Source organism: Pedococcus badiiscoriae (assembly GCF_013408925.1).
Taxonomy (GTDB): domain Bacteria; phylum Actinomycetota; class Actinomycetes; order Actinomycetales; family Dermatophilaceae; genus Pedococcus; species Pedococcus badiiscoriae.
In genome coordinates this window covers 2,471,066-2,489,809 of sequence record NZ_JACCAB010000001.1, presented here as the reverse complement: position 1 = coordinate 2,489,809, position 18,744 = coordinate 2,471,066, and the positions used below count along the sequence as shown (strand labels likewise).

The window sequence follows — 18,744 nt, the reverse complement described above, 5'->3', positions numbered from 1 at the left end:
TGCATCCTCTCAGCCGTGGACAGTGGCAACGGACTGCACCAGGGCATCGCAGATGGTGCTCAGGTCCTCGGGGGTCGTGACGTAGGGCGGCATCGTGTAGACGAGGTCCCGGAAGGGCCTGACCCACACCCCGCGTTCCATGGCCGCCGCGGCCAGCTCTCCTACCCGCGCGGGCTCGCGCAGCTGGATCACGCCGACCCCACCCAGCACGCGGACGTCCACCACCGAGTCGAGGGCCCCGGCGGGCTCGAGACCGCTGGTCAGACCGACCTCCAGACCGCGCACCTGGGTGCTGAAGTCGTTGTCCTGCACCAGGTCGAGGCTGGCCAGGGCGATCGAGCACGCCAGCGGGTTGGCCATGAACGTAGGCCCGTGCATCAGGGCGCCCCCGGCCCGTTCGCTGCTCACGCCGTGGGCCACCTCGTCGGTGCACAGCACGGCCGCCAGGGAGAGGTAACCCCCCGTCAAGGCCTTGCCGACGCACAGGATGTCGGGAACGACGGCGGCGCGCTCCAGGGCGAACATGGTGCCGGTGCGCCCGAACCCGGTGGCGATCTCGTCGAGGATCACCAGGGCGCCGTGCTCGCGGGCAAGCTCGGCGAGGACCTGGACCACCCGCGGGCTGTGGAACCGCATCCCACCGGCACCCTGGAGCAGCGGCTCGAGGATGACGGCGGCGATGTCGTCCGCGTGGGCGGCGTAGAGCCTGCGGGTCTCCCGCTCCCACGCCGCCATGGCCGGATCGTCGTCCGGAAGGTCGACGCCGGCCGGCGGGACCGGTGCGAAGACGTGGTCGGGGAGGATGCCGGTGAAGAGCGAGTGCATGCCTCCCACCGGGTCCGTCACCGACATCGGGGAGAAGGTGTCACCGTGGTACCCGCCACGGATCGTGAAGAACCGGGTGCGCCCCGTGCCCGTGCCGACGTGGAGCTGGAGGGCCATCTTCATGGCCACCTCGACAGACACCGAGCCGGAGTCGGCGAAGAAGACCCGCTGCAGGGCGGGTGGGGTCAGCGCCACGAGCCGCTCGGCCAGCGCGATCGCAGGCTCGTGGGTCAGGCCGCCGAACATCACGTGGCTCATCCGGGCCAGCTGCGCCCGCGCGGCCTCGTCGAGCTGCGGCACGGCGTATCCGTGGATCGCACACCACCACGACGACATCGCGTCGATGACGTCCTGCCCCGAGCCGTCCGGCATACGCAGCGAGAGCCGGACTCCCGAGGCTGACTCCACGAAGTAGGGCGGCGCGGTCTCGGCGGCCGAGGAGTACGGGTGCCAGAGGTGGTCCCGGTCGAAGGCCAGCAGGCGATCGACGTCAGCCATCGCTGCTGGTCTGCCCGTGGACGGCACACTGCGCGGACCAGCCCCGCGGGAACACCTGCACCTTCATCCGGCGACGACACCGTCCGCAGAAGCGAGGCGGTTCCAGGGCGAGCGCCCGGTCGCAGGCCGCGTGGTCCGCGCCCTCACGAGGCAGGCCGCAGCGGCCGCACCAGGGGTCTTCGCCCGGCATGTCCGTCCCGCCCTCAGAACCTCTCGCACTCAGAATGTCTCGCTCAGCGCCTTGATGGGCATCTCGAGCTCCGCGAGCAGGCTGAGGTCCTCCTTCGGGTCCCGGCCCAGCGTCGTGAGGTAGTTGCCGACGATCACGGCGTTGATCCCGCCGAGCAGGCCGTCGCGGGTGCCGAGGTCACCCAGCGTGAGCTCGCGTCCACCGGCATACCGCAGGATGGTGCGCGGCAGCGCGAGGCGGAAAGCGGCGATCGTCCGCAGGGCGTCGCGCGAGTCCATCACCGGCAGGTCGCCGAACGGGGTGCCGGGACGGGGGTTGAGGAAGTTCAGGGGCACCTCGTGCGGAGCCAGCTCGCCCAGCTGGGCGGCCAGCTCCGCCCGCTGCTCGAGCGTCTCGCCCATGCCGACCAGCCCGCCGCAGCACAGCTCCATGCCGGACTCCTTCACCATGAGGCAGGTCTCCCAGCGCTCCTCGAAGGAGTGCGTGGTCACGACCTGGGGGAAGAACGAACGCCCGGCCTCGAGGTTGTGGTTGTAGCGGTGCACACCCATGTCGACCAGGTCGTCGACCTGCTCCTGGCTGAGCATGCCCAGCGAGGCGGCGACCTGGATGTCGACCTCGGCCCGGATCGCCGCGACGCCTTCACGCATCTGGGCCATCAGGCGTGCGTCAGGTCCGCGCACCGCGGCCACGATGCAGAACTCGCTCGCACCCGTCTCGCGGGTCTGTCGAGCCGCGCGGACCAGCTCGGGGATGTCGAGCCACACGGAGCGCACCGGGGAGCTGAACTGGCCGGACTGGCTGCAGAAATGGCAGTCCTCCGGGCAGCCACCGGTCTTGATCGAGACGATCCCCTCGACCTCGACCTCGGGTCCGTTGAACCGCATGCGGACCTCGTGGGCCAGCGCCAGGAGCTCCTCCAGCTGGTCGTCCGGCGTCCTCAGCACGTCGAGGATCTGGCCGTGGGACAGGGGTTCGCCGCGGTCGAGCACCTGCTCACGAGCGACCTGCAGGACGTCGCTGGCAACCGACTCCTCAATTGTCATGAGGGCGAGTCTGGCTCATGTCGGTCGCAGTCGGGTAGCGGTCTCACGCGCCGAACAGTCTCGTCGCACTCCCGCCACTGCCACGGTACCGCGCTCAGGGGGGCTTGCCGCAAGGCCACCGGGGTGACGCACACTGGTCGGCCGTGCGCCGGGACCGGCGGCGAAGGAGGAGGGGGAACCATGGTGGATGTGGTCGTGGTGGGGGCTGGTCCTACCGGCCTGATGGTGGCCGGCGAGCTGACGCTGGCGGGGGTGGACGTCGAGGTCGTCGAGCGCCGCGCCACCCCTGAGCTGGTCGGATCGCGGGCGGGTGGGTTCCATGCGCGGACCATCGAGATCCTCGACCAGCGGGGCATCGCGGATCGGTTCCTCGCGGAGGGGAAGACCTACCCGGCGCCGTACTCCGGGCGGATGATGCTGGACCTGAGCGACTTCCCGACCCGCCACCCGTACACGCTCGGCCTGTGGCAGAACCACATCGAGCGGATCCTCGCCGGCTGGGTCCACGAGCTCGGGGTGCCGATCCGGCGGGGAGTCGACGTGACCGGCCTCGACCAGGATGACGAGGGCGTCGAGCTCCGGCTGTCCGACGGCCAGCAGCTGCGCGCGAAGTACGTCGTCGGCGCCGACGGTGGGCGCAGTGTCGTCCGCAAGGCCGCCGGGATCGACTTCCCGGGCTGGGAGGCGACGACGAGCGCACTCATCGCGGAGGTCGAGGTGACCGAGGAGCTGCCGTCGGGCATCAAGTACGACGCCAGCGGCCTGCACGGACTGAGCTTCATGGAGGACGGACGCACCGTCCGCGTCGTCTCCAGCGAGAGCGAGCTCGGGGTCACCACCGAGCCGACCCTGGCCGACCTCAGCGCGAACCTGACGTCGGTCTACGGCACCGACTTCGGGGTGCACCACCCGACCTGGATCTCGAGGTTCACCGACGCCACCCGCCAGGCCGCGGCCTACCGCAGCGGGCGGGTGCTGGTCGCCGGCGATGCCGCCCACATCCACTCCCCGGCCGGCGGGCAGGGCATCGGCCTAGGGATCCAGGACGCCGTGAACCTTGGCTGGAAGCTCGCCCAGGTCGTCCGGGGCACCTCACCGCAGAGCCTCCTGGACACCTATCACGCCGAGCGCCACCCGGCCGGCGCCCGCGCGCTGGAGTACTCGAAGGCGGTGAGCGCCCTCCAGCGCCACGACGCGCGGATCGCGGCGGTCCGCGACCTCATGGACCGCCTGGTGGCGATGGACGAGCCGCGCCGCCACGTGGTCGGCCTCATCTCGGGTCTCGATGTCCACTACGACCTCGGCGAGGGGCACCCGCTGCTCGGCCGCAGGATGCCCGACCTCGACATCGTGACGGCCGGTGGAGCCGTCCGGGTCTACTCCCTGCTCCACCGCGCCGGTCCGGTCCTGATCAGCTTCGGACCGCCGGGACGCATCACCCCGGGTCCCTGGGCCGACCGGGTCGCCATGGTCGACGCCTCCTACGAGGGGGCCTGGGAGCTGCCCGTCATCGGCACCGTCGACGCCCCGGCCGCGGTGCTCGTGCGACCCGACGGCCACGTCGCCTGGGTGGGTGACGGGACACCAGCCGGGTTGGAGGAGGCGCTCGGCACGTGGTTCGGGCCGCCGGACCTCCAGCAGCCGTCGGCCTGAGGACCCGTCCCGAGGATCCTCGTCATGCGCTCGAGCGGGGGCCCTCGTCAGCCCAGCTGCAGGATCCGCGCCGACACCTCGTATGCCGCGGCCACGCCCTTCGCGTCATGCAGGTCCTCGGGGGCCGCCAGGGCCTCCTGGACATGGGCGCGCACCGCGGCACCGGGGTCGGCCGCGCAGAGGTCGACGCACAGCCCTGCGACGACGATGGCGGCGTCATGGTCGTCCAGACCGTCGAGGGCGAGGCCGTTGTAGAGCAACGTCGCCGCCTCCAGGAACACCTCGCGAGCCATCTCGAGGTCCACCTCGGGGCGCGCCTCGGCGACTGCCTCGGCGGTGGCGAGCAGCTGGTCGAAAGGCGGCTCCACGGCGCTTGCCTCCATGAGGTGAGCCTCGCAGGACGCCATCTCGGCGACAAGCGAATATGGGCGCGGCTACCGCATCGGGCCGCCCATGGGCAGCCGCTCGGCAAGCTGGCTCGGCGTCAGGTACGGCGTCGCGACACTCGGGTGCAGGCGCCCGGCCCGCGGTACGGCGAAGGCACGCAGGAGGTTGAGCGTGATCTGCTGCAGGGCGGCGCTGGTGCTGGCAGGGGTGTCCCACCGGGGGCAGGTGGAGTCCAGGCCGCAGGTCCAGTACGTCGTCCCCGCGGAGAACACGCCGGCGCCGGAGGGCGCGCTGTAGTAGCCGGCGGTGATCTCCGACGGCCGATGCGTGTCGGCCCCGCGCCCCACCGCGTGCAGCACGACCTGCAGGCTCAACGGGGAGTGGTCCCCTGGTGGCTCCTGCGCGTCGGCCTCGTTGCCGACCGCAAGCGGCAGCGCGTCTCCTGGCTTGAGCCCACTGCTCGTGAACAGCCACGCCGGCGCGTTCGCCACGACGTAGGACGCGTGCACCCCGACGACCGCCATGCCCTCCCCGACCAGCGAGGCCGGGTCGCGGTTCAGCGGCTGCGCCCGCCACTGGACGGTGGTCGTCTCGGGGTAGGCCCGGGCGTGCCGGTCCAGCCGTTGGTCCTTGAACACGGTCAGGCCGGTCATCCGCCCGAGCTTGTCGCGCTCGATCCGGCCCTGCCAGTAGATCTCGTTCGCACCGAGGAAGGCGAAGTTCGTCCCGGCGTCCCGCGCCGCGACGGCTGCGTCGTACATGCGCTTGGTCCAGTACTCCGAGTGGCCGCCGATGACCACGGTGGGCTGGCCCTGGAGCTGGCTCGGCTCGGCATCCAGGGAGCTGTCGGTGGTGACGTCGGCCGCCAGTCCGTGGCGCGCCAGGAAGCGCGCGATCGGGAGGTCCATGCCGAAGAACTGCTCGACCGCGGTGCGGAGCAGCGGGCGGTCGGCCGAGGCGACGTAGGACCGGTTGGCGAGCCGCTCGGCGAAGCTGGCGCCCGGGCCCCCGTAGAGGCTGCGACCGCCGTAGCTGTTGTAGGCCATCCACGTCAGGTCGCTGGTGACGATCAAATATGGCGAACGGGTGCCGGACGTCCGCACCACGAGTGGGATGTAGGAAGGGCTCATCGCGCGGTCGAGCGGCGCGACCTGCACGACGTACAGACCGGGAGGCCAGCCGGGTCCGACGGTGAACCGGGACGACACGGGCCAGTCCTCCCGGATCACCCGGTCCGGGCCGGTGGCCTGGGCCTTGCGCTGCTCGCGGGCGAGGATCACGGGTGACTGCCAGACCAGTCGTGACCCGGCGCCGCCGTAGTACCCGACCCGGAGTGCGCGCAGCCGCACCTTGGTGTCGCCGCGATCGCTGGACAGGTGCGCGGTCAGGGTCTGGCCGCAGACAGCGGTGACGCTGTCCAGGTAGCCCACGACGGGGCCCGTCCACTCCCGTGCCCTGCCGTGGGGCAGGTCGGCGCTTCCAGCCTGAGAGTCCTCGCGCGCGCTCCACCCGGGGGTCGCGTTGACGCAGGTGGCGACCGGCGCGGCAAGGTCCGTCGTGATCGGCGCCACCTCCCGCGCCGCCGCCTCAGGTTTCGCGGCGGGTGGTCCGGGCCGGACGTCGCCGGATCCACTGCACGCAGTCAGCAGCGTCACCGCGGCCAGGAGGGTCGCCGTGACCGCGACGCCAAGACGGGTTCGCCGGCTGCCGGCTGGGAGGCTCACGTGCTCGTGGCCGACTGCGAGGGTGGCGTTCCACCGGCATGGGAGTGCACGAGCGTCATTAGCGCACGAGCAACCTAAGAAGACGTTGAGACGTCACGTCGCCCCCCGTGGGCAACGCGTCCGCCCACCGCCGCCGTATGCCGCGTGCGGACGTCCGCACGCGGCATACGGGTCAGGCGTTGGCGACCAGGCCGAGCTCGCTGGTGCTGGCGAGGCCCGGGTGCTTCGGGAGCACCCTCACCGTGTAGCCGAACGAGCCGGTGCGGGCCAGCGCGAGGTCGCCCGCGAACTGGTGCCGCCCGCCCTCGTAGGACTCGAGGAACGAGAGCGACTGCGTGTCAACGTCACTCAGGTCGTCGCTGTCGTGGGCGTTGCCGTGCACGATCTGCACGTCGACCTCGTCAGGCGACAGGGCACCGAGGGAGACGTAGGCACGCACGTGCAGGGTCTCACCGACCTCCGGGCTGTCCGAGACGCCCGAGGACTCCACGTGGTCGACGTGGACGGTCGGCCAGGCAGCCTTGACCTTGGCCTTGTAGGCCGCCAGGTCCCGGGCGCCGGCGAACGTCTCGCCGTTCAGCGACCAGCCGGCCCGCGCGGCGGGGCCGTAGAGCTTGGTCGTGTAGTCGCGCACCATCCGGCTCGCCAGGACCTTGGGTCCGAGGGTGGCCAGCGTGTGGGTGATCATCGAGATCCAGTTCTGGGGCAGGCCCTCGGCGTCGACGTCGTAGAACCGCGGGGCGACCGAGTTCTCGATGAGGTCGTACAGCGCGGAGGCCTCGAGGTCGTCACGGCGATCGGGGTCGTCCACCCCGTCAGCGGTCGGGATGGCCCAGCCGTTCTCGCCGTCGAACCACTCGTCCCACCAGCCGTCGAGGATGGACAGGTTGAGGCCACCGTTGAGGGCGGCCTTCATGCCCGAGGTGCCGCACGCCTCGAAGGGACGCAGCGGGTTGTTGAGCCAGACGTCGCAGCCCGGGTAGAGGTACTGAGCCATCGCGATGTCGTAGTTCGGGAGGAACACGATGCGGTGGCGGATCTCCGGGTCGTCGGCGAACCGCACCATCTGCTGGATGAGCTGCTTGCCGGTCTCGTCCGCGGGGTGGGACTTGCCGGCGATGACGAGCTGGATCGGCCGCTTCGGGTCCAGCAGGAGGCGCTTGAGACGCGCGGGGTCGCGCAGCATGAGGGTGAGGCGCTTGTAGGTCGGCACGCGCCGCGCGAAGCCGATCGTGAGCACGTCGGGATCGAGGATGTCGTCGACCCAGCCGAGCTCGGCCGCGCTGGCGCCACGCTTGGCCCAGGACGACTTCGTGCGGCGACGCGCCTCGACGACCAGCTGTTCGCGCATGTCGCGCTTGGTCGCCCAGATGGCGTCGCGGGGCACGTCGTCGATGCGGTCCCAGGCGTTGTCGCGCTCGATGTCGGTGGTGCCCAGGTGCTTCGCGGCGACCTCGTAGACCTTGCGGTCCACCCAGGTGCCGGCGTGGACACCGTTGGTGACACTGGTGATCGGGACCTCGTCGTCGTCGAAGCCCGGCCACAGGCCGTCGAACATCTCGCGGCTGACGACGCCATGCAGCTGGGACACGCCGTTCGCCCGCTGGGCGAGGCGCAGGCCCATGACGGCCATGTTGAACATGCCGGGCTGGCCGCCCGGGTAGTCCTCCGCGCCCAGGGTCAGCAGCCGTTCCACCGGAACGCCCTCGACGGCGCGGTCGCCGCCGAAGTGGCGGGTGATGAGCTCGGCGTCGAACCGGTCGATGCCCGCCGGCACCGGGGTGTGCGTGGTGAACACCGTCGCCGCGCGGACCGCCTCGAGAGCCTCGTCGAAGGTGAGCCCGGCCGACTGAGTCAGCTCGTGGATCCGCTCGACGCCGAGGAAGCCGGCGTGGCCCTCGTTGGTGTGGTAGACGTCCGGCGCCGGGGCTCCGGTCAGTCGCGACCAGAGCCGCAGGGCCCGGACTCCGCCGATGCCGAGCAGCATCTCCTGCTGGAGCCGCTGCTCACCACCGCCGCCGTAGAGGCGGTTCGTGATGTTGCGCGCGGCGTCGTCGTTGGCCGGCACGTCGGAGTCGAGCAGCAGCAGCGGGACGCGCCCGACCTGGGCCCGCCAGACGTGGGCGTGCAGCTCGCGGCCGCCAGGCAGGTCGAGGGTGATGACACAAGGCGTGTCGTCGTCCTCGCGCAGGAGGCTCAGCGGCAGCTCGTCCGGGTCGAGGACCGGGTAGGTCTCCTGCTGCCAGCCGTCGCGGTTGAGGCTCTGCTTGAAGTAGCCGGTCTTGTAGAAGAGGCCGACGCCGACGATGGGGACCCCGAGGTCGGAGGCCGTCTTGAGGTGGTCTCCGGCCAGGATGCCGAGACCCCCCGAGTACTGCGGCAGCACCTCGGTGATGCCGAACTCCGGGCTGAAGTAGCCGATGGCACGCGGGGCGCCGCCCTCGACCTCGGCCGCCCATGCCTGGAACCACCGGGGCTCGGACAGGTAGGTGTCGAGGTCGCCCTTGGCCGAGGCCACGGCCGCGACGAACTCGGAGTCCGCGGCGAGGTCGGTCAGCTCCTGGGGGGACAGAGCCGAGAGCAGCCGGACCGGGTCCTTGCGGACCTTGTCCCACCGCTGAGGGTCGATCCGCTCGAAGAGGTCGCGCGTGGGTGGGTGCCAGGACCACCGAAGATTGCTCGCCAGGTCGCCGAGAGCCGCAATCGGCTCGGGCAGGACAGTACGGACGCTGAAGCGTCGGATCGCCTTCACGTGGGGCATCCTAAGCCCTGAACCCCGAACCCAATGACGCGTTCTTGCAGAACTTTCAAAAAATTTCAGTGGCCGGTCCCGCAGGGCCCTCGGGAGGTACACAGGGGCCCAGACCGAGTAGCGTCGGGCGCGTGACAGCGACGCCACGTGCAACCCGACCTGACACTCCCGCCGCGACCCCCGCCCAGAGCACCAGCCCCAGGCCACCGGACGCGAGCTCCTCCACCACAACAGGCACCACAGCAACCGGCACGACGACAACCGGCACGACAACCGGCACGACCTCTGCCCAGGCCCCGACCACGGCACCACCGCAGGTCCCGATCGGTCGCATCCCGGTGCAGGACGTCAGCCCGCTCGTCGACGCCGGCGCCCGGCCCGCCAAGGCCGTCGTGGGCGAGCAGTTCACCATCGGTGCGACGGTCTTCCGCGAGGGACACGACGCCGTGAACGCCTCCGTCGTCCTCGTGGCGCCGGACGGCACCGAGCGGGTGACGCAGATGACCTCCACCAACCCAGGGCTCAACACCTGGGCTGCCGTCGTCGAGCCCGACGCCGAGGGCTGGTGGACCTACCGCGTCGAGGGCTGGTCAGACCCCTACGGCACCTGGGACCACGACGCCTCGATCAAGGTCGCCGCCGAGATCGACACCGAGCTGATGCTCGAGGAAGGCGCGCGAGTCCTCGAGCGCGCCCTTTCCGAGGTGAACCGCACCCCGGAGCAGCAGGCCGTGCTCAAGGACGCCGTCACGGCCCTGCGCGACACCCACCGCCCGCCGCTGGCTCGGCTGCACGCCGGCACCGACCCCTCGGTGCGCGCCGAGCTGGCCGCCCGCCCGCTGCGGGACCACGTGAGCCCGTCGACGGCATACCCGTTGCTCGTGGAGCGTGAGCGCGCGCTGTATGGCGCGTGGTACGAGATGTTCCCGCGCTCGGAAGGGGCCGTGCAGGACCCGGTGACCGGGAAGTGGACCTCCGGCACCCTGCGCACGGCAGCCGAGCGGCTGCCCGCGATCGCGCGGATGGGGTTCGACGTCGTCTACCTCACGCCGATCCACCCGATCGGCACGACAGCGCGCAAGGGACCCAACAACACCCTCGGCGCTGGTCCCGACGACCCGGGCAGCCCCTACGCCATCGGCTCGCCTGACGGCGGCCACGACGCCATCCACCCGGACCTGGGGACCTTCGACGACTTCGACCACTTCGTGGCACAGGCCGGGGCCAACGGCCTCGAGGTCGCGATGGACATCGCCCTCCAGTGCTCCCCGGACCACCCGTACGTCAAGACGCACCCCGAGTGGTTCGCGCACCGTGCGGACGGCACGATCGCCTACGCGGAGAACCCGCCGAAGAAGTACCAGGACATCTACCCGCTCTACTTCGACAACGACCCGGCGGGCGCGTATGCCGAGATGCGACGGGTCGTCCAGGTGTGGATCGACCACGGGGTAAAGATCTTCCGTGTCGACAACCCGCACACCAAGCCGGTCCAGTTCTGGCAGTGGATCATCGCCGACGTGGGCCGTGACCACCCCGACGTGATCTGGCTGGCCGAGGCGTTCACCAAGCCGGCGATGATGCACACCCTGGGCAAGGTGGGATTCCAGCAGTCCTACACGTACTACACCTGGCGCAACCAGAAGTGGGAGCTCGAGGAGTACGTCACCGAGCTCGCGGGTGAGGCGGCGGCCTACATGCGCCCGTCGTTCTGGCCGACCACGCACGACATCCTCACGCCCTACATGCAGTTCGGCGGCCCGTCGGCCTGGAAGCTGCGTGCCGCCCTGGCCGCGACGCTGGTCCCGACCTACGGCATCTACGCCGGCTACGAGCTCATCGAGCACGTCGCGCGCCCGGGCGCCGAGGAACAGATCGACAACGAGAAGTACCAGTACAAGAACCGCCACTGGGAGGACTACGAGCCCGGGGGGATCAAGGAGGGGCAGTCCCTCGCCGGCTACCTGACGCTGCTCAACCAGATCCGGCGCGAGCACCCGGCGCTGCACTGGCTGCGCAACATCACGTTCCACCACGTCGACGACGAGAACATCATGGCGTTCTCCAAGCGGCGGATCCTGCCCGACGGCACGGACGACACCATCATCGTCGTCGCCAACCTCGACCCGCACAGCACCCGCGAGTCGACCGTGCACCTCGACATGCCCGCGCTCGGCCTCGACCACCACGACGGGATCGCGGCCCAGGACCTCATCACGGGGGCCTCGTGGCCCTGGGGAGAGCACGTCTACGTCCGGCTCGGCCCCGAGACCGAGCCCGTCCACATCGTCGCAATCCGGAGGTTCTGATGCAGGGTCTCAACCTCGCCCAACCCGGTCTGAAGAACGACCCCGAGTGGTTCAAGACCGCGGTCTTCTACGAGGTCCTCGTCCGTGGCTTCGGTGACTCCAACGGCTCGGGTGCCGGGGACTTCACCGGCCTGCTGGGGCGGCTCGACTACCTCCAGTGGCTCGGCGTCGACTGCCTGTGGCTGCCGCCGTTCTACGCCTCGCCGCTGCGCGACGGCGGGTACGACATCGCCGACTACACCGCGGTCCTGCCCGAGTTCGGGACGCTGCCGGACTTCCAGGAGCTGGTGTCCCAGGCGCACGCCCGCGGGATCCGGATCATCACCGACTTCGTGATGAACCACACGAGCGACCAGCACCCGTGGTTCCAGGCGTCGCGCTCGGACCCCGAGGGCCCGTTCGGCGACTTCTACGTGTGGTCCGACACCGACGAGCGGTACGCCGACGCCCGCATCATCTTCATCGACACCGAGGTCTCGAACTGGACGTTCGACCCCGTGCGCCGGCAGTTCTTCTGGCACCGGTTCTTCGGCCACCAGCCCGACCTCAACTTCGAGAACCCCGCGGTGCACGACGCGATGTTCGACGTCGTGCGGTTCTGGATGGACATGGGCATCGACGGCTTCCGGCTCGACGCGGTCCCCTACCTCTACGAGGAGGAGGGCCACAACTGCGAGAACCACCCGAAGACGCACGAGTTCCTCGCCAAGCTCCGCAAGATGGTCGACACGGAGTACCCGGGCCGGATCCTGCTCGCCGAGGCCAACCAGCCACCGGCCGACGTGGTCGACTACTTCGGCACCGAGGAGGAGCCGGAATGCCAGATGTGCTTCCACTTCCCGGTGATGCCGATGCTCTACTACTCGCTGCGCGAGGAGAAGGCCGCTCCGATCATCGACGTGCTGGCCGACACCCCCGCGATCCCGCCGGGCACGCAGTGGGGCACGTTCCTGCGCAACCACGACGAGCTCACCCTCGAGATGGTCACCCCGGAGCAGCGTGCCGCCATGTACGGCTGGTACGCCCCCGACCCGCGCATGCGCGCCAACGTCGGCATCCGCCGGCGGCTGTCACCGCTGCTCGACAACAGCAGGGCGGAGATCGAGCTCATCCACGCCCTGCTGCTGTCCCTGCCCGGGTCGCCGTGCCTGTACTACGGCGACGAGATCGGCATGGGCGACAACATCTGGCTCAACGACCGTGACGCGGTGCGAACGCCGATGCAGTGGACGCCCGACCGCAACTCGGGCTTCTCCTCGGCCGACCCCGGCAAGCTCTACCTGCCCGTCGTGTCGTCGCTCGTCTACCACTACAACAACGTCAACGTCGAGGCCCAGATGGCCAGCAGCTCCTCGCTGCTGCACTGGGTGCGCGCCATGCTCGAGATCCGCAAGCGCCACCCCGTGTTCGGTCGCGGCGACTTCGAGGTCTGCCCCTCGGACAACGACGGCGTCCTGTCGTTCCTGCGCGTCGAGTGGGACCATGTGGACGGCACCGACTCCGAGGCCGTGCTCTGCGTCAACAACCTGACGAGCAGGCCGCAGGCCACCACGATCCGGGTGCCCGACGAGTTCAAGGGCGCCCACCTCGCGGATCTCTTCGGCGGGCAAGGCTTTCCGAAGATCTCCGACGACGGCACCATCACCCTGACCCTGGGCTCCCGAGACTTCTTCTGGCTCCGCCTGGTGCCGGGTGCCGCACATGGCTGAGATCCACGACGCGACGCTCTCCCCGACCAAGCTCGAGCTGCTCGGTCCCTGGATGGCACGACAGCGCTGGTATGCCGCCAAGGGGCGGCTGCCGGTGCTGCGCAAGCTCTGGTCGTGGCGGCTCGACGACCCCGCCGGTGCGGTGGGGATCGAGACGTTGGTCGTCGTCGACGAGGGCGGCGCCGAGCCGATGGTCTACCAGGTGCCGCTGACCTACCGCGGCGCCCCGCTCGAGGGTGGCCAGCACGCGCTGGTGGGCACCATGGAGCACAGCGTGCTCGGCCCGCGGTGGGTCTACGACGGCACCCACGACCCCGTGTATGCCGCCCAGCTGCTGGCACTGGTCCTCGAGCAGGCCTCCCCCCAGTCGGGCAGCGTCTCCGACACGCCCGAGCCGGCCGTGGTGTCGAGACGACACCCCTCGTGGACGTCGCAGACCGTCCTGACGTCGTCGAAGGTCCTGTCCGGTGAGCAGTCGAACACCTCCATCGTGTTCGACTGCGCGGACGCCGACGGCACCCCGAAGCCGTTGATCTGCAAGGTCTTCCGCATGCTGCATGCCGGGGAGAACCCCGACGTCACCGTGCAGGGCGCGCTGTCCGAGGCCGGGTCCACCAGGGTCCCCACGATGGTCGGGACCGTCAGCGCCACCTGGCCGGCCGTCGCGGACGGCGACGAGCCGGCATACGGTCACCTGGCCTTTGCGCAGGAGTTCTTCCCGGGCACCGAGGACGCCTGGCGCGTGGCGCTCCGTGCCGTGGGCGCACACGAGGACTTCACCGAGGCGGCCCAGCAGCTCGGCGCGGCCACCGCCGAGGTCCACGCCCGCCTCGCCGAGGTGCTCCCCACCGAACCGGTGACGCCGGAGGCGATCGCCGCGGTCGCGGCCGGCATGCGCGGCCGCTACATCGCGGCAGCCTCGGAGGTCCCCGCGCTCGCCGCGCACGAGCACCGCATCGCCGATGTCTTCGACCGCGCCGTCAACGCGAGCTGGCCTGCGCTGCAACGCATCCACGGCGACTACCACCTCGGGCAGGTGCTCAAGGTGGCCGGGCGCGGCTGGGTGCTCCTCGACTTCGAGGGAGAGCCGTTGCGACCCCTGGCCGAGCGCAACCTGCCCGACCTCGCCGTGCGCGACATCGCCGGCATGCTGCGCTCGTTCGACTACGCCGCAGGCTCGTGGGAGCAGTCCCACCCCGGCGGCAGCGCCCGTGACTGGGCGGCGAGCGCGCAACAGGCCTTCCTCGACGGGTATGCCGCCTGGTCCGGGCGCGATCCCCGCGAGGACGCCGCATTGCTCATAGCCTTCCAGCTCGACAAAGCCCTGTACGAAGTCGTCTACGAGGCCAGGAACAGGCCCACCTGGCTGACCATCCCCACGGCTGCCGTGGTCCGACTGCTTGACGACGCGAGAAAGGACCTGACGTGAGTCCACGGTTCGGCAAGAAGAAGCAGAAGCCTGACGCCCCCACCGACGAGGCCCTGGCAAACCCCGAGTCTTCGGAAGAATCACCCGGTCCTGACCCTGCGGATCTTCCGAACGACGAAGTGGTCACGCCGACCGTCGAGGAGACTGCCGTCGAGGAGCCGGCCGCCGAGAAGCCGGCCGCCGTGGCCGAGGAGCCCGCGCGCGGGTGGTTCGGCCTTCCCGACCCTGCCGTCACCCCACCGGCCGAGGCGCCGACCAGTCGGTCGGCCGCCCGCCGCGCCGCATCACGTCCGGCTGTGGAGCCGCCGGTCGAACGCGCTCCCGAGCCGGTGCCCGTCCCCTCGACACCGGCCGAGGCCATCAGGGCGCTCGCGGACGGTCGCCACCAGCAGCCACACGACCTGCTCGGCCACCACCTCGAGGCCGACGGCCTGCTGGTGCGCACCTACAAGCCGTTCGCCTCCGTGGTGGCGGTCCGGTTCCAGGACGGCGAGCGGATCGAGCTCGCCCACGAGTCCGACGGGGTGTGGGGCGGCATCCGGCCCGGCGCCACCGAGACCCAGGACTATCGCCTGATCGTGGCCTACGGCGACGGCATCGAGCACGAGATGGACGACCCCTACCGGTTCGCCCCCACCCTCGGGCCGATCGACCTGCACCTCATCGGCGAGGGACGGCACGAAGAGCTCTGGACGGTGCTCGGCGCCCACGTCCGCGAGTACCCGGGCCCGATGGGCACCGTCGTCGGCACGTCGTTCGCCGTCTGGGCCCCCCGCGCCCAGGCCGTGCACGTCACGGGTGACTTCAACGGCTGGGACACGCGCAGCCACGCGATGCGGCTGCTCGGCGAGTCCGGGGTGTGGGAGCTGTTCATCCCCGGCGTCGGCGACGGCACGCTCTACAAGTTCCTGGTCCGCGGGGCAGACGGCAAGGTCCGCGAGAAGGCGGACCCGATGGCGAGGGCCACCGAGCTGCCCCCGGGTCGGGCGTCATCGGTCGTGCAGTCGCGCTACAGCTGGAGCGACGACGAGTGGATGAGGCGGCGCACCGAGCGCGACGCGCACACGGCGCCGATGAGCATCTACGAGGTGCACCTGGGGTCGTGGCGCAGCCACCACAGCTACGCCGACCTCGCCGAGCACCTGGTCAACTACGTCGCGGACCTCGGCTTCACGCACGTCGAGTTCATGCCCGTCATGGAGCACCCCTACCCCCCGTCGTGGGGCTACCACGTCACGAGCTACTACGCCCCGACCGCGCGGTTCGGCCGGCCCGACGAGTTCCGCTACCTCGTCGACCGCCTCCACCAGGCCGGCATCGGGGTCATCCTCGACTGGGTGCCCGGCCACTTCGCCACGGACCCGTGGGCCCTGGCCCGGTTCGACGGGCTCCCCCTCTACGAGCACCCCGACCCGCGCAAGGGCTGGCACCCCGAGTGGGGTTCGTACATCTTCGACTTCGGCCGGATGCAGGTGCGCAACTTCCTCGTCGCCAACGCGGTCTACTGGATGGAGGAGTTCCACGTCGACGGCCTGCGGGTCGACGGTGTCGCCTCCATGCTCTACCTCGACTACGCCCGCAAGGACGGCGAGTGGATCCCCAACGTGCACGGGGGACGCGAGAACCTCGAGGCGGTCGGTCTGCTCCAAGAGGCCAACGCCACGGCATACAAGCGGGTGCCCGGGATCGTCATGATCGCCGAGGAGTCCACCTCCTGGCCGGGCGTGACCAAGTCGACCGACACGGGCGGCCTCGGGTTCGGGCTGAAGTGGAACATGGGCTGGATGAACGACTCCTTGAAGTACCTCAAGGAGGACCCGATCCACCGGCAGTACCACCACCACCTGCTGACGTTCTCGCTGATGTACGCCTTCAGCGAGAACTACCTGCTGCCGATCAGCCACGACGAGGTCGTCCACGGCAAGGGCTCGCTGCTGCGCAAGGTCCCCGGCAGCCGCTACGACCAGCTCGCGACGGTCCGGGCGTTCCTCGCCTACATCTGGAGCCACCCGGGCAAGCAGCTGATCTTCATGGGCACCGAGTTCGCGCAGGAGGCCGAGTGGGCCGACGGCAGGCAGCTCGACTGGTGGCTCCTCGACCACGCGGCGCACTACCGGGTACACAACCTCGTCAAGGAGCTCAACCGGGTCTACCGCGAGAACGAGGCACTGTGGGCGCTGGACTCCGACCCGGCCGGGTTCGAGTGGCTCAACGCGGACGACAACGCATGGAACACCTACTCCTACCTGCGGTTCGGCACAGCGGACCGTCAGGGCCCCGTCGTCGCTGTCGCGGTGAACTTCGGTGGCGTGCCCCGGGAGCCGCTGCGGATCGGCGTCCCGCGGGCCGGTGACTGGAAGGTCATCCTCGACACCAGCGGCTACGACGAGTTCGGCACCGCCAGCCAGGCCGAGGTCGTCGTCACGGCCCAGGAGCAGGGGGCCAACGGGCAGCCCTACTCCGTCGAGGTCAGGGTCGCCTCGCTCTCGGCCGTCTACCTCGCCCCCGTCGAGACCGGGGCGGACCGGTGAACGACCCACGGGCCGGCCAGCCGGCCCAGCCTGCTGACCTCGTCGACGTCGCCCACCTCGTCACGGCCTACTACACGCTGGTGCCGGACCCCGAGGACATCGACCAGCAGGTCGCGTTCGGCACCTCGGGGCATCGTGGGTCGAGCCTTCGGACCGCCTTCAACGAGGCACACATCCTCGCGACCACCCAGGCCATCTGCGACTACCGCAGGTCCCAGGGGTATGACGGCCCTCTCTTCATCGGTCGTGACACCCACGGCCTGTCGGAGCCGGCCTGGGCCTCCGCCCTCGAGGTGCTGGCCGCCAACGACGTGATCGTGCTGGTGGACGACCGCGACGGCTACACCCCGACCCCCGCGGTCAGCCACGCCATCATCCGCGCCAACGAGGGCCGCACGACGGGCTCGATGCTGGCCGACGGCATCGTCGTCACCCCGTCCCACAACCCGCCGGCCGACGGTGGGTTCAAGTACAACCCACCGCACGGCGGCCCGGCCGACAGTGACGCGACGAAGGTCATCGCCTCGCGTGCGAACGAGCTGATCGCCGGCGGCCTCAAGGACGTCCGTCGGATGCCGTTCAGCCGGGCGCGCGCCCAGGCGCAGCCCTACGACTTCCTGGGCAGCTATGTCGACGACCTGCCGAATGTCGTTGACCTGCAACGGATCAAGGATGCCGGTGTGCGCATCGGCGCCGACCCGCTCGGCGGTGCCGCCGTGCACTACTGGGGCGAGATCGCGCAGCGGCACGGCCTCGACCTGACGGTGGTCAACCCCTTGGTCGACCCGACGTGGCGGTTCATGACCCTGGACTGGGACGGCAAGATCCGGATGGACTGCTCCTCCCCCTACGCCATGGCCTCGCTGATCTCCCGCAAGGACGACTACGACATCGCCACCGGTAACGACGCCGACTCCGACCGGCACGGGATCGTGACCCCCGACGGCGGGCTGATGAACCCCAACCACTTCCTCGCCGTCGCGATCCAGTACCTCTTCGGCGGGGCTCGTCCCGACTGGCCTGCCGACGCGGCCATCGGCAAGACACTCGTGTCGTCCTCCATGATCGACAGGGTCGCCGCCGACGTGGGCGGCCGGCTCGTCGAGGTCCCGGTGGGCTTCAAGTGGTTCGTCCCCGGACTCATCGACGGCAGCTTCGGGTTCGGTGGCGAGGAGTCGGCCGGAGCGTCCTTCCTGCGCCGCGACGGCCACGCCTGGACCACGGACAAGGACGGCATCATCCTGGCGCTGCTCGCCTCGGAGATCCTCGCCGTGACCGGGCGGAGCCCCAGCGAGCACTACCGCGAGCTGACCGCCAGGCACGGCGACCCGGCCTACGCCCGCATCGACGCTGCTGCCACGCGCGAGCAGAAGGCCAAGCTCGCGGCCCTCTCCCCCGACGACGTGGCGGCGGACTCCCTCGCGGGGGAACCCATCACGGCCAAGCTGACGCAGGCTCCCGGCAACGACGCGCCGATCGGCGGTCTCAAGGTGACCACCGAGAGCGCCTGGTTCGCCGCCCGCCCGTCCGGTACCGAGGACGTCTACAAGATCTACGCCGAGTCGTTCCGCGGCCCCGAGCACCTCGCGCAGGTGCAGGCCGAGGCCAAGGAGGTCGTGGGAGCCGCTCTCGGCGGCTGACCGGTGTGGCCAGAAATTGGAGGCCGCCTCCGGAACAAAGCGGAGGGACGC

Annotated in this window: 12 protein-coding genes; 6 read left to right on the top strand and 6 right to left on the bottom strand. The window is 70.4% G+C overall.

Annotation, left to right across the window (positions count from 1 at the left end):
• Nucleotides 1-9 precede the first annotated feature (9 nt).
• Genes BJ986_RS11695 through bioB form a run of 3 tightly spaced genes read right to left on the bottom strand, consistent with a single transcriptional unit; the run spans nucleotide 10 to nucleotide 2,559 of the window.
• On the bottom strand, nucleotides 10-1,323 hold the full coding sequence (locus BJ986_RS11695) for an adenosylmethionine--8-amino-7-oxononanoate transaminase (protein WP_179422138.1): 1,314 nt from the start codon (nucleotides 1,321-1,323) through the stop codon (nucleotides 10-12).
• A complete protein-coding gene (bsaP, locus tag BJ986_RS16920) occupies nucleotides 1,316-1,513 on the bottom strand; it encodes a biotin synthase auxiliary protein BsaP (RefSeq protein ID WP_475439529.1) in 198 nt (65 codons plus the stop codon). The genes BJ986_RS11695 and bsaP overlap by 8 nt, the downstream gene beginning before the upstream one ends.
• A 29-nt stretch (nucleotides 1,514-1,542) precedes the next feature.
• Nucleotides 1,543-2,559 (bottom strand): biotin synthase BioB, encoded by a 1,017-nt coding sequence (gene bioB / locus BJ986_RS11690; protein ID WP_179422137.1) that lies wholly within the window; start codon nucleotides 2,557-2,559, stop codon nucleotides 1,543-1,545.
• A 180-nt stretch (nucleotides 2,560-2,739) separates the two neighbouring features.
• Between bioB and BJ986_RS11685 the strand changes: the two genes are divergently transcribed.
• On the top strand, nucleotides 2,740-4,212 hold the full coding sequence (locus tag BJ986_RS11685) for an FAD-dependent monooxygenase (RefSeq protein WP_179422136.1): 1,473 nt from the start codon (nucleotides 2,740-2,742) through the stop codon (nucleotides 4,210-4,212).
• A gap of 47 nt (nucleotides 4,213-4,259) precedes the next feature.
• Here the strand turns inward: BJ986_RS11685 and BJ986_RS11680 are convergent, their stop codons facing one another.
• From BJ986_RS11680 to glgP, 3 genes are all read right to left on the bottom strand, one after another.
• Nucleotides 4,260-4,595: a hypothetical protein gene (locus BJ986_RS11680; protein ID WP_179422135.1), complete on the bottom strand. Its 336-nt coding sequence runs from the start codon at nucleotides 4,593-4,595 to the stop codon at nucleotides 4,260-4,262.
• 51 nt (nucleotides 4,596-4,646) lie between these two features.
• Complete coding sequence (locus tag BJ986_RS11675; protein WP_179422134.1) at nucleotides 4,647-6,323, bottom strand: N,N-dimethylformamidase beta subunit family domain-containing protein; 1,677 nt, start codon at nucleotides 6,321-6,323, stop codon at nucleotides 4,647-4,649.
• 172 nt (nucleotides 6,324-6,495) lie between these two features.
• Nucleotides 6,496-9,075 (bottom strand): alpha-glucan family phosphorylase, encoded by a 2,580-nt coding sequence (gene glgP, locus BJ986_RS11670; protein ID WP_179422133.1) that lies wholly within the window; start codon nucleotides 9,073-9,075, stop codon nucleotides 6,496-6,498.
• A 131-nt stretch (nucleotides 9,076-9,206) separates the two neighbouring features.
• On the opposite strand from glgP, the gene BJ986_RS11665 reads away from it, so the two are divergent.
• Genes BJ986_RS11665 through pgm form a run of 5 tightly spaced genes read left to right on the top strand, consistent with a single transcriptional unit; the run spans nucleotide 9,207 to nucleotide 18,693 of the window.
• Entirely contained in the window at nucleotides 9,207-11,384 is a 2,178-nt protein-coding gene (locus BJ986_RS11665) for an alpha-1,4-glucan--maltose-1-phosphate maltosyltransferase (RefSeq protein WP_179422132.1), read from the top strand.
• Nucleotides 11,384-13,093, top strand: a complete 1,710-nt coding sequence (treS, locus tag BJ986_RS11660) for a maltose alpha-D-glucosyltransferase (RefSeq protein ID WP_179422131.1) — start codon at nucleotides 11,384-11,386, stop codon at nucleotides 13,091-13,093. Before BJ986_RS11665 ends, treS begins: the two co-directional genes overlap by 1 nt.
• Complete coding sequence (locus tag BJ986_RS11655; protein WP_179422130.1) at nucleotides 13,086-14,522, top strand: maltokinase N-terminal cap-like domain-containing protein; 1,437 nt, start codon at nucleotides 13,086-13,088, stop codon at nucleotides 14,520-14,522. The genes treS and BJ986_RS11655 overlap by 8 nt, the downstream gene beginning before the upstream one ends.
• On the top strand, nucleotides 14,519-17,053 hold the full coding sequence (gene glgB / locus BJ986_RS11650) for a 1,4-alpha-glucan branching protein GlgB (RefSeq protein WP_337795196.1): 2,535 nt from the start codon (nucleotides 14,519-14,521) through the stop codon (nucleotides 17,051-17,053). Before BJ986_RS11655 ends, glgB begins: the two co-directional genes overlap by 4 nt.
• The gene (gene pgm / locus BJ986_RS11645; RefSeq protein WP_179422129.1) at nucleotides 17,050-18,693 is read left to right on the top strand and encodes a phosphoglucomutase (alpha-D-glucose-1,6-bisphosphate-dependent); all 1,644 of its coding nucleotides are present in this window, start codon (nucleotides 17,050-17,052) and stop codon (nucleotides 18,691-18,693) included. Before glgB ends, pgm begins: the two co-directional genes overlap by 4 nt.
• Nucleotides 18,694-18,744 lie beyond the last annotated feature (51 nt).